Origin of the sequence: Polaromonas sp. (genome assembly GCF_035638815.1) — a bacterium.
Taxonomy (GTDB): Bacteria; Pseudomonadota; Gammaproteobacteria; order Burkholderiales; family Burkholderiaceae_C; genus Polaromonas.
Genome location: NZ_DASQZG010000017.1, coordinates 22,715 through 32,519 on the forward strand (window position 1 = coordinate 22,715; position 9,805 = coordinate 32,519).

Below are 9,805 nucleotides of genomic sequence, written 5' to 3' on the forward strand. Positions count from 1 at the left end.
TCAGTTTCTGGCAAAATTCGCTCAAAATACTGTCTTTTCTGATTATTGAAAACCCATGGCCGCTGTTTCCCTGACCCCCAGAGCACTCTATGAAGAGGTGGCGGAGCTTTTGCGTCAGCGCATTTTCAACCGCGAGCTGACACCTGGCAGCTGGATTGACGAGCTAAAGCTGGCAGAGGAATACGGCATCAGCCGCACGCCCCTGCGCGAAGCTTTAAAGGTGCTGGCCACCGAAGGCCTGGTCACCATGAAGGTGAGGCGCGGCGCTTATGTCACCGAGGTCTCGGAGCGCGACCTCAGCGATGTGTATCACCTGCTGGCCCTGCTGGAAAGCGATGCGGCAAGCGTGGTGGCTACACAAGCCAGCGATGAACAACTGCGCGAATTGCAGGCCCTCCACGCCCGGCTGGAAGCATCCACGGGCGACCGCGAACAGTTTTTTGCCGTCAACGAGATGTTTCACATGCGCCTGCTGGCCATTGCCAACAACCGCTGGCGCGACCAGATGGTGGCGGACTTGCGCAAAGTGATGAAGCTCAACCGCCACAACTCACTGCTCAAGAGCGGGCGCATCGAAGAGTCGCTGGCCGAGCACGCTGCCGTTATGCAGGCGCTCAGCGCACGCGACGCAGCCGGCGCCGCGCAACGCATGCAGGAGCATTTCAAAAACGGGCTGGAAGCCGCTGTTTGAGCGTTAAATAGCTCACCGCTGCACTATTGATAGCAAACTTGTGCCGTTAATAAAGGGCCGGCCGTTGTTTTGACCTGCAACACTCGCCTACCAAGGCATTTCGGGCCGGGTTACCCCGCTCTTACTCATCAAATTGGCACTTTGCCCAGTAACGGCGGGCGCAGCTTGCTATTTCATTGATAGCAAGCAGTCGCGGGCTAAGTTCTGTCGTTGGTTGGTGCCGCATGGATCCCGGATCTAGTCCGGGATGACGGCAAGCAAGCCCTCCGCCACGCGCCCTAAGCAGCTTCCTGCACCGCCCCATGCGCCAGCGTCATCACGTCGCGCGGGTGCAGGGTCTTGAGCCTGTGGTCGCTCCACACCTGACGCCAGCGGCGCGAACCCGGCAGCCCGTGGCGCAGGCCCAGCATGTGGCGGGCGATGGTGCTCCAGGCGGTGCCGTGTTCAGCCGCTTCCCGCGCCATGTAATCCACCATCTGCTCTTCAACCGATTCACGGGTCAGCCCGCGCGCATCTGCGCCAAAGAAGTCGGCATCCCACGAGGCCAACCACCAGGGGTTGTGATAGGCCTCGCGGCCCACCATCACACCGTCAAGCTCCTGCAGCTCCTGCGCCACCTGGTCGGCAGTGGCAATGCCGCCGTTGATGGCGATGTTGAGCTGCGGAAACTCCTGCTTGAGCCGGTGCACCATCTCGTAACGCAGCGGCGGCACTTCGCGGTTTTCCTTGGGGGACAACCCTTTAAGCCATGCGGCGCGGGCATGGACGATAAAACCATTGCAGCCCGCTTCGCTCACCGTACCCACAAAGTCGCGCACAAACTCATAACTGTCCACTTTGTCGATGCCAATGCGGTGCTTGACGGTGACGGGCACGCTCACCACGTCGACCATGGCCTTCACGCAGTCGGCCACCAATTGCGGCTCAGCCATCAGGCAGGCACCAAACGCGCCACGCTGCACCCGCTCGCTGGGGCAACCGCAGTTGATATTGATTTCGTCGTACCCCCACTGCTCGCCCAACTTCGCGCAATGCGCCAGGTCAGCCGGCTCGCTGCCGCCCAGCTGCAACGCCACGGGGTGCTCTTCGGCGTTAAAGCGCAAGTGCCGGGCCACATCCCCATGCACCAGCGCGCCGGTTGTCACCATCTCGGTGTACAACAAGGCGTGGCGCGAAAGCAGGCGATGGAAGTAGCGGCAATGGCGGTCCGTCCAGTCCATCATTGGGGCAACGCTGACGCGCCCTGCCCTCTGATAACTGGTTTTAGCTGCTAAAAGTACGTCGTTCACTCGCGTCTGATTCCTGCGGATTCCTGCGCTTTTCATGCCATTTTTTAGCGCCGGTGTAACATGCGGTGCAACATCACTTCAATGTTGCACCGGCCATGGGTACTATTCTCGCACGCAAGCGCCTAGACGGCACCATGGGCTATACCGTGTTGATCCGCATTAAGAAGGCTGGCAAGGTCATTCACAGCGAAAGCAAAACCTTTGACCGGGAGGCGGCTGCCAAGGCTTGGGAGAAAAAGCGGGAAACCGAGCTGGCTGAGCCAGGCGCCTTCAACAAGCCGGAAGACCCGACCCTGGCCGAGCTGATTGACAAATACAACCTGGACAAGCTCAAGCAGCACGGCAAGACTAAGACCCAGGTGCTGCGCACGATCGCGCGGTCCAGCTTGGGTGAACTGCGGTGCTCAGAGACGCGAAGCCACCACCTGGTGGACTACCTCAAAAAGCTGGACGCACAACCCCAGACGCGCGGCAACTACCTCTCCCACCTGGCGGCCGTCATCACCGTGGCCAAGCCGGCCTGGGGTTACCCGATCGACAAGTCGGTGGTCGAGGATGCGCGGGTGGTGGCCGACAAGCTGGGCATCATCAGCCGGTCGGCGTCGCGCACCAGGCGCCCGACGATTGACGAGTTGACCATGCTGATGCGCCACTATGAACTGTCAGAGGGAAAGGACCGCGCCAACGGCCTGCTGATGAGCAAACTCATCGTGTTCAGCATTTTTTCGACGCGCCGGCAAGATGAATCCTGCCGGGTGGTCATGGAGGATCTGTACGTGGCCAGGTCCGAGCTGATGGTGCGCGACATGAAAAACCCGGGCGAGAAGATTGGCAACGACGTGGTGACACTGTTGCCGCCGGAGGCCCTGCAGCTGGTGCTGGACCGAGGCATCAAGAGCGGCCGGATCTGGCCGCACAACTCCAGCAGCGTCAGTGCATCGTTCACGCGGGCCTGCGTCATCCTAGGCATTGAGGATTTGCATTTTCACGACCTGCGCCACGAGGGGATCAGCCGACTGTTTGAAATGGGCTGGGCCATTCCGCAGGTCGCCCGAGTGTCAGGCCACCGGTCATGGAAAAGCCTGCAGCGTTACTCGCACGTCAAGCAGCACGGTGACAAGTTCGCCGGCTGGCCGTGGACACCCGTGGTGTCGACGGCGACCACCCACAAATAGTCGCCAGAAACGACAAAACCCCGCCAACCTTGCGGCTGGCGGGGTTCAGTGTCAGCGGGTGCTTAGATCCCGTGTGCGGCGTGCTCTGCCGGCGTCAATGCACCCAGCGCGCCAAGCAGCTCCAGCAGCTTTCTGCCAACGTCCTCCACGTCACCCGCATACCCCCAATTGCGCGGTGCCTGCGCGGCCTTGGCGTTGTGGTCATCCAGCGCAACCTTGACCCTGGCCAGGCGCTGCAGGGCCAGCCCTTGGTGGTAAGCGTAGGCAGTGGCGGCTGTGGGCGTCGTGGTTGATTGCATGGGGTTTCCTCTTTGTTGTTGCTGGACACCAGTACCGCTCTGATCGCAACAAGACGCAAGCACAAACGCAATTACCAGACTGCGCAGGTCTGACATCAAAACAGCCCGGCCGGCTCGGCTGCGGGATCCCAGCTGCTGATCAGCAATTCCATGCGCTCGACGCCCTTACCGCCCCCGACCGTGTAGCTGATCGGCACTTCCTCGACGTGGAAGCCGGCAAAGCATCGGCGAATGTCTTGGTGGTCATTGATGCTGAGCAGCGCCTTGCCTTTCAGGCCGCGCATGATGGCGGCCATGGCTTCGTACTCAGCCCATGCAAACGGCACGCCATAGCCTTCGGTTTGCCAGTACGGTGGATCCAGGTAAAAGAAGCTGTGGGGCCGGTCATAGCGGCTGATGCACTCTTTCCAATCGAGCGACTCGATGTACGCGGCTGAGAGGCGCAGGTGAGCCGCGCTCAGGCTTTCCTCAATGCGCAAAAGGTTCGGCGCCGGCGCCGTGGTGGCCGTGCCCCAGCTCTGGCCCTGCACGCGTCCACCAAAGGCGTTGTGCTGCAGGCAATAGAAGCGCGCGGCCCGCTGGATGTCGGTGAGGATCTGCGTGGGTGTCTCCTGGTACAGCTTGAACGTGCTGCGGGCGCTCAAGTGCCATTTGAAGGTCTGGATGAATTCCTCCAGGTGGTTCTGCACCACGCGGTAAAGGTTGGTGATGTCTCCATTGACATCATTGATCACCTCGACCTCTGCGGGCTGCCGGAGAAAATACAGGGCAGCGCCGCCGGCAAAAACCTCGACGTAGCAGGAATGCGGTGGAAACCGCGGAATGATGGTGTCGGCCAGGCGGCGCTTGCCGCCCAGCCAAGGGATGATGGGTGAGGCCATTTGTAAGTGAGTCCGGATGTGTTGTTACACTCGGCCTGCCTCCCGGGAGGTGGCAGGGCCTTGGCTGGCTCACAGGCGTGTTCTGTGGTTGGCGGCTGGGTTCGGTGTTTGCGCACCTTGCCCAGTCGCCCTGTCTTTGGGTCGATCTGGTTTCTACCTCCCGTAACGGCGCAGCAAGCCTATTGGCCCGGCGGATGCCGCCGATCCTCGATGTCAAGGATCTGGTTGATCTGACTGCTCACTTCGCCGTACTGGGCTCTGCAGGCGGCAATGAAGGTGCTGACGTCCCTAGCTGTAGCAACGGCTTCGGACGCACCCGCAGGTTCGCTGGTAGCGGCTCCGCCTGGTTGTTCACCAATTGCGTTGAGCACGCCGACAGTGCGAGCACTGAGACAAGGACGATCAGAAAGATTGGCGATGTGCGCACGAGCGTCTCCTAGTTGGGTTGAAAGTTTTGACAAGGCGCCGGCATGTTTGCCGCTGGCCACGTCGCTGAATTTGCGTTGCTGCACCTTGTCGCTGGCAATCAGCCGTTCCGCAGCCAGATCCCGCTTCGCAATCATGCCGGCGTGATACTTCACGCCACCAGCGGCGCCGGCCAGGAAGATCACCATCGCAATGACAATTTGCAGAGGTAGGCTCATACCAACTCCTGTATGCCAAGCTGGGCGCCGGCATCGGTGATGGTGATCACGCGGTTGGACGTCTTGTCCGGGGTGCGGGTGCTGACGTGCACCCACTGCTTGCCTTTGACTCCCTCAAGGATTAGCTGGCCGATACCGAGCGTTGACACAAGCGGCGCCAGCGCCCTTGCCACCTGATAGGCGCTACCGAAGCCTGGCACCACGATGTCGGCCGCGTGCCCCTGGGTGTGGTCCGAGCTGGTGACGCCGCCCACCGCCTTGTTCAGCGCCTGGCCGCGGTAGCCGCTGGTGACCACGACAGGCACACCCAGTGTGGAGCGGATCCGTTCGAGCATCTCAGCGGTGCGCACCAGGCGAGGCACCAACTCCTGTGGCGGAGTATTGTCTATACGCAGCTGCTGGGCCTTGTTGCTGGCCGTGAGTTCGGCCAGGGTGAAGTGTTGCGAGAGATTCATAGTGGATCCTTTGGAGCGGGTTGATCAAGTGGCTGGGCAACAAACTGCGCGCGCCTGGCTGCAAGCCAGTCCCTGCCGGCGTCACGCAGCCAGTAAATGGTGTCCATGCGAAAGATGCCGGCGACCAGCACGGCCGTGAAGCGCACCTCGCTTGACAGCAGCCAGCCCGTGGAGCGAATGGCCTCAAGCACCACAAAGGTCAACAGGCCTGCAGCCAGCGCTTTCAGGGCATCCCAAACCGCCTCTTTGGCAATTTCACGAACGACGCGGACATCCGACTGCAAAGAAAAGATCGTGCGCAATGCGCCGCCAAGCAAGGCGATGGCTGCAGCCCAACGCAAACTCTGCCAGTCATAGCCGCCCATGAATTCGCTCAGCGTGGCGGCCCGTACAACGTGGTGGTAGACCACCAGCCACACGACAAAAAGAACCATGGCAAGACGATCGTGTTTCATTGGGCGCCCTCCAGCGCTCGGCGTTGTTTGTTGTTAAGGTGAAAAGCAAGCAGAGCGCCCACGCAAATGCTCCAAGCGCCGTTGCGGGCGTAAATGCTGGTCAGCGTTTCGTAGTCAAGGTTCCGGGATAAAAACGCCAGGTAGATCCAGAGCACGCCGCCCACACACATACCCAGACAAGCAATCTTGACGATGCCGCGATGGCGCGTTGATTGCGGGCAGACCAGCTGCATCAAGACATACGGCACCACCAGCAAGGCTAAAAACAGAAAGGCGACGGCCAGCACCCGAGGGTTCCCCGTGAGCTTGGCCACCATCGCCACCAGGGCGCGCGGCTCGTTCAACACCAGCAGAGCCGGGTCGATCATGTTGAACATCACTGCCACGGCAAGCAGCGTCGACAACATGCGGCATTCAAACCTGAAGTGAGCAAGCTCAAGACATGGTTGGTCGGGCATTTTTTCTCCATTCACGGCGTGGACAGACATAGGCTCAATCAAGCCAGGTAAGGCGAGGAAAGGTACCTTTGACGTGATAGCCGCGTTGCTCTTTTGAGGCGGTCAAGGCGGCGATAAATGCGGCGATGTTGCGTCGGAATGGGCGCTCTGCGGGGTCAAGGCCGTAAGCGTCCATGCGGCCAGTGACAAGCTGCGGTAGCCACACCGTGCGGCTTTTGAAAACCTTTCGCACGAACAGCGTCTTGGGCCGCAAGTCCAGCGTGATCCACGCATAGAAAGAGTAGTTCATCCATGCGTCCCACAGGATCACAACGAGGGCCAGAAAGCCGTCAAACCAGATGATCTTTCGTTGCGACCTATACGCCACGTCTTTGCGATCTCGCCCAAACTTTGCAGCCATGACAAAACCGTAGCCGATGTAAAGCAGCGCGGTGCCGATGAAGCCGTTCGCCAGCCAGGCCAAGGCGATGTAGAGGTAAATCACGTCTAACCCCTCAGCGGCTTAATGGCGTCTTCGGCCTCCCGCAAGGTTTTGTAGTCCTTGTCATTTGCCATGGCCCACGCGTGCACCTGTACATCGGTCCAGTCATAACCCTTGCTCACGGCCCGCGCTTTGGCGAACGCAAACGCCCTCGTTAGCAGGTCTCTTCGCAATGCCCTAGCCATTGCGTCCTGAACGTTTGGCGCGGCTTCTATGGCGCGAATTTGTTCAATCGCCGATATCTCTGGCGTTGCCGTTGGATCGTGGTCGGTATATACAGCCTGCACCGCCGCAATTTGCCCCGGCGTCATGGCTTCGTCAAACATCAGCTCGCCGTCATGTGTCCAGGAAAATGGCAGGCCGGCAAGACCGGCCTGCTTGAGCTCAAAAGGGAAATTCGTTCCAATAGATTTAGTCATGTCAGCTCCTTAGTTTTGAACTTCAGTTAACACCCAGACGCAGCTGCCGGCCGAGGCTGACGCGCCTGCGTTTCCCGTTTGCCCGCGCAGCGAAAACTGCCGAATTGCCAGAGCTGCGTTGTTGACGGATGTCTTGAGCGTTTGCTGCGTGTGGATGCCCGTGCCGCCTGAGCCATTGGCGGCGCCAATCGTTGCAGTTGCGCCGACCAAAACTGCGTTGGTGTTGTCGTACAGCCCAAATGCCGCGTTGACATTGTTGGCGGCGAGGGGCGCGATTGTGCCAAGGAAGATGCACTCGACTATGATTTTTGAGTTGCTGCTCTTAGGTGTGATCGACTGCGTTGCAATGGAAAGGTTGACAAGGCTTGTCGAAGTGGTTGACGACCCTGCGTCAGTCGTGATGGCCTGCTGCAAAATCCTCCCTGGTAAAAAAGCGCCCGCTGCGATAAGTAGCTGAATTGCAGCCAACTCCTGCACCCAATTGGTTGGGTCGAAGACCAACCCTGCGGTGGAAATCATTGCGCGCCGCCACAGGAGATCGCGGTTGTAAATTTCCGCCATGTTTTTAGTGGCTGACGCCGGCCCCGTTCCGTCGACGGCACCCGTGTGCGCCACGTTGTAGGGCGCGGGCGTTGTCGCGCCTGGGTTAACTGCACCCAGTGGGGCAGCACCGGTGATATGTCCAAGTAGATCCATGGTGTTTCCTTCAATAAAAACTAGATGCAGATGCGCCAGGCGATGTGTGCCGGCAGATGTTTTTGCAGCAGACAAACCAGCAACGGGTACTTCTGCCGGTCGCCCAGCGTCAGGGGTATGCCAACACCGCCGGTCCAGCCGCCCACCGTGCTGTGAAAAACGATGGGACACTGCAGCGGGGCCGCAAAGTCGGGGTCGGCCAGCGTCAAGGGCTGACCCACGCCAGAGCCAAAGCCGTCTGTACCAATCACGCCCCAGCCGCCCACGGTGTTGTGCACGAACCCCTGCACCGGCGCAGGGCCGATACCACTGACGCACACGCCAGTGAGGGTTGCTTGCAAGGTCAAAAACTCGCATGGCAGCGCGCGCCTCAGCAGCGCCTGCAACTGCGGCAGCGTGATAATCGCGCTGGCCTGGCGTGCCGCGCACACTTGGGCCTGCCGCCCTGCCAAATCGGTCGGATAGCTCTCGGGTGCGCAATTACCGGGCAATCCGTACTCCACTTCCCACTCAGACAACAACTCGACAGACTCGCAGGCCAAGGACTCTTTGAACAAGTCACAAAGGCGCTGCTCAAACTCGCTGAGAAGCTTGCCGAATGCGCGGTACAACGCAGCCTTGACGGTCACAAAGGTTTTGCACCACAGCGCGCCGCGCGGCTCAAGGCCCAAGGCGGCTTCGGCAAACTGCTCTGGGCTGTGGCCGCACAACGGCGCATCGGCAGGGTCTGGCCCCAGCTCGCACACCGGCGGCTGCACCACCGTGCATGAAACATCGGCTGCCATGCGTCAGACCCAGGTGATGGCGCCCAGCTGCCCGAGCTGGAAGACCGGATTAACGGCGGTGAAGGTCAACGGCGCGGCGGGCACCGTCAGCACATGGTCGTATTCACCCTCGGCGCTGCTGATGGCCTCGCGGATGCGGCTCAGCGGGATCGTGTTTCCCGGCCCACCCTCGCGGTACAGCAGGTCGGCCAGCTCGGCGCCAATATTCGCCCTGATGGTCGGGTCAGCATTGGGCAGCTCGTGGATGGTGAAGGGAACCGGAACCAAAGTCGGCGCAAACACGGTGAGGATGATGCCGGCAGGCGTGTAGTTGGCGTCCAGATAGGCCTGCATGGCGGCCACGGCAGACGGTGGTGGCACGATGGCCACGTTGTCTTGCGCAAAGACCAAGCCCACGGTGCCATTGCCACTCATGGCCGGGATGACCCACACCCGCGTCACCTCACTGCTGAATGACTTGGCCCAGCTTACCCAGTCGGCCACAGTACCGGGCCCGGGAGGCACGCGCAGGCGGTCCAGATAGCGGATGCGCAGCGCTTCGTCGCCCTCTTCATCCGCGCCGCCGGCAATGGCAGCCGTGCACACGGCTGCACTGGTGAGCCCGGCAACGGTCACCACGGCTGTCAACGCCACCGCTGCATCGGCGTTGCCGATCTCGCCCACAGTCAAGGCAATGGCCTGCACCTCGGCAAAGCCTGCCGCGGGCAAAATCACGCCCGCCGTAGTTTGGTACTGGATGCCGTCACCGCGCTGAAAGATGCTGCCTGCTGGCACGCTGGTACCGGCCGCGCCAGTGAGCAAGATGCAACCCTGCGCCGCCGTGGCGGGCAGGCGGTAGATGCCATAGCTGGCGGCAATCAGGCGCAAATACTCACCGGTGGCCGTCATGCCAAAGATCTGGCGACTCAGGAAGATCAGCGCGCTGTACAACCCATCAACCAGCCCGGCCCACACGCGCGCAAACACGCGCAGCACGCTGAAGCGCAGGCGCGCATCTGCGCCAGGCACCAGGGCGTTGATCTCGGCCTCAGACTGGCTGGTGAGCTGGCCCAGGGTTTTACGAATAAGCGGCATTTT

Annotated in this window: 14 protein-coding genes; 2 read left to right on the top strand and 12 right to left on the bottom strand. The window is 60.8% G+C overall.

Going from position 1 to position 9,805, the window contains the following annotated elements:
- The first annotated feature begins 55 nt into the window (after window positions 1-55).
- Window positions 56-691, top strand: coding sequence for a GntR family transcriptional regulator (locus tag VE934_RS11900; protein ID WP_324887712.1), 636 nt, complete (start codon window positions 56-58; stop codon window positions 689-691).
- A 278-nt stretch (window positions 692-969) separates the two neighbouring features.
- Here VE934_RS11900 and dusA read toward each other — a convergent pair whose 3' ends face one another.
- The gene (gene dusA, locus VE934_RS11905; protein ID WP_324887714.1) at window positions 970-2,016 is read right to left on the bottom strand and encodes a tRNA dihydrouridine(20/20a) synthase DusA; all 1,047 of its coding nucleotides are present in this window, start codon (window positions 2,014-2,016) and stop codon (window positions 970-972) included.
- A gap of 59 nt (window positions 2,017-2,075) precedes the next feature.
- Here dusA and VE934_RS11910 point away from each other — a divergent pair, with 59 nt between their 5' ends.
- The gene (locus VE934_RS11910; RefSeq protein ID WP_324887716.1) at window positions 2,076-3,155 is read left to right on the top strand and encodes a tyrosine-type recombinase/integrase; all 1,080 of its coding nucleotides are present in this window, start codon (window positions 2,076-2,078) and stop codon (window positions 3,153-3,155) included.
- A gap of 62 nt (window positions 3,156-3,217) precedes the next feature.
- Here the strand turns inward: VE934_RS11910 and VE934_RS11915 are convergent, their stop codons facing one another.
- From VE934_RS11915 to VE934_RS11965, 11 genes are all read right to left on the bottom strand, one after another.
- A complete protein-coding gene (locus tag VE934_RS11915; protein ID WP_324887718.1) occupies window positions 3,218-3,454 on the bottom strand; it encodes a hypothetical protein in 237 nt (78 codons plus the stop codon).
- Between the two features lie 95 nt (window positions 3,455-3,549).
- Window positions 3,550-4,335 (bottom strand): DNA adenine methylase, encoded by a 786-nt coding sequence (locus tag VE934_RS11920; RefSeq protein ID WP_324887720.1) that lies wholly within the window; start codon window positions 4,333-4,335, stop codon window positions 3,550-3,552.
- A gap of 179 nt (window positions 4,336-4,514) precedes the next feature.
- Window positions 4,515-4,979, bottom strand: coding sequence for a hypothetical protein (locus VE934_RS11925; protein ID WP_324887722.1), 465 nt, complete (start codon window positions 4,977-4,979; stop codon window positions 4,515-4,517).
- Window positions 4,976-5,434 (bottom strand): D-Ala-D-Ala carboxypeptidase family metallohydrolase, encoded by a 459-nt coding sequence (locus VE934_RS11930; protein WP_324887724.1) that lies wholly within the window; start codon window positions 5,432-5,434, stop codon window positions 4,976-4,978. The genes VE934_RS11925 and VE934_RS11930 overlap by 4 nt, the downstream gene beginning before the upstream one ends.
- Window positions 5,431-5,889, bottom strand: coding sequence for a hypothetical protein (locus VE934_RS11935; protein ID WP_324887726.1), 459 nt, complete (start codon window positions 5,887-5,889; stop codon window positions 5,431-5,433). The genes VE934_RS11930 and VE934_RS11935 overlap by 4 nt, the downstream gene beginning before the upstream one ends.
- Window positions 5,886-6,347, bottom strand: coding sequence for a hypothetical protein (locus VE934_RS11940; protein WP_324887728.1), 462 nt, complete (start codon window positions 6,345-6,347; stop codon window positions 5,886-5,888). The genes VE934_RS11935 and VE934_RS11940 overlap by 4 nt, the downstream gene beginning before the upstream one ends.
- A 34-nt stretch (window positions 6,348-6,381) precedes the next feature.
- Window positions 6,382-6,831 carry a hypothetical protein gene (locus tag VE934_RS11945; protein ID WP_324887730.1) on the bottom strand — a complete coding sequence of 150 codons (450 nt, stop codon included), beginning with the start codon at window positions 6,829-6,831 and terminating at the stop codon, window positions 6,382-6,384.
- Between the two features lie 2 nt (window positions 6,832-6,833).
- Window positions 6,834-7,247 (bottom strand): hypothetical protein, encoded by a 414-nt coding sequence (locus VE934_RS11950; RefSeq protein WP_324887732.1) that lies wholly within the window; start codon window positions 7,245-7,247, stop codon window positions 6,834-6,836.
- Window positions 7,248-7,256: 9 nt separating this feature from the next.
- Window positions 7,257-7,943 carry a hypothetical protein gene (locus VE934_RS11955; protein WP_324887733.1) on the bottom strand — a complete coding sequence of 229 codons (687 nt, stop codon included), beginning with the start codon at window positions 7,941-7,943 and terminating at the stop codon, window positions 7,257-7,259.
- Window positions 7,944-7,963: 20 nt separating this feature from the next.
- Window positions 7,964-8,728 carry a hypothetical protein gene (locus tag VE934_RS11960; RefSeq protein ID WP_324887735.1) on the bottom strand — a complete coding sequence of 255 codons (765 nt, stop codon included), beginning with the start codon at window positions 8,726-8,728 and terminating at the stop codon, window positions 7,964-7,966.
- A 3-nt stretch (window positions 8,729-8,731) separates the two neighbouring features.
- Entirely contained in the window at window positions 8,732-9,802 is a 1,071-nt protein-coding gene (locus tag VE934_RS11965) for a baseplate J/gp47 family protein (protein WP_324887737.1), read from the bottom strand.
- Between the last annotated feature and the right edge of the window lie 3 nt (window positions 9,803-9,805).

Excerpts from the sequence above, each read along its gene's own strand:
- VE934_RS11900 (WP_324887712.1), top strand. The coding sequence starts at position 56 with ATGGCCGCTGTTTCCCTGACCCCCAGAGCACTCTATGAAGAGGTGGCG.
- dusA (WP_324887714.1), bottom strand. The coding sequence starts at position 2,016 with ATGAAAAGCGCAGGAATCCGCAGGAATCAGACGCGAGTGAACGACGTA.
- VE934_RS11910 (WP_324887716.1), top strand. The coding sequence starts at position 2,076 with ATGGGTACTATTCTCGCACGCAAGCGCCTAGACGGCACCATGGGCTAT.
- VE934_RS11915 (WP_324887718.1), bottom strand. The coding sequence starts at position 3,454 with ATGCAATCAACCACGACGCCCACAGCCGCCACTGCCTACGCTTACCAC.
- VE934_RS11920 (WP_324887720.1), bottom strand. The coding sequence starts at position 4,335 with ATGGCCTCACCCATCATCCCTTGGCTGGGCGGCAAGCGCCGCCTGGCC.
- VE934_RS11925 (WP_324887722.1), bottom strand. The coding sequence starts at position 4,979 with ATGAGCCTACCTCTGCAAATTGTCATTGCGATGGTGATCTTCCTGGCC.
- VE934_RS11930 (WP_324887724.1), bottom strand. The coding sequence starts at position 5,434 with ATGAATCTCTCGCAACACTTCACCCTGGCCGAACTCACGGCCAGCAAC.
- VE934_RS11935 (WP_324887726.1), bottom strand. The coding sequence starts at position 5,889 with ATGAAACACGATCGTCTTGCCATGGTTCTTTTTGTCGTGTGGCTGGTG.
- VE934_RS11940 (WP_324887728.1), bottom strand. The coding sequence starts at position 6,347 with ATGCCCGACCAACCATGTCTTGAGCTTGCTCACTTCAGGTTTGAATGC.
- VE934_RS11950 (WP_324887732.1), bottom strand. The coding sequence starts at position 7,247 with ATGACTAAATCTATTGGAACGAATTTCCCTTTTGAGCTCAAGCAGGCC.
- VE934_RS11955 (WP_324887733.1), bottom strand. The coding sequence starts at position 7,943 with ATGGATCTACTTGGACATATCACCGGTGCTGCCCCACTGGGTGCAGTT.
- VE934_RS11960 (WP_324887735.1), bottom strand. The coding sequence starts at position 8,728 with ATGGCAGCCGATGTTTCATGCACGGTGGTGCAGCCGCCGGTGTGCGAG.
- VE934_RS11965 (WP_324887737.1), bottom strand. The coding sequence starts at position 9,802 with ATGCCGCTTATTCGTAAAACCCTGGGCCAGCTCACCAGCCAGTCTGAG.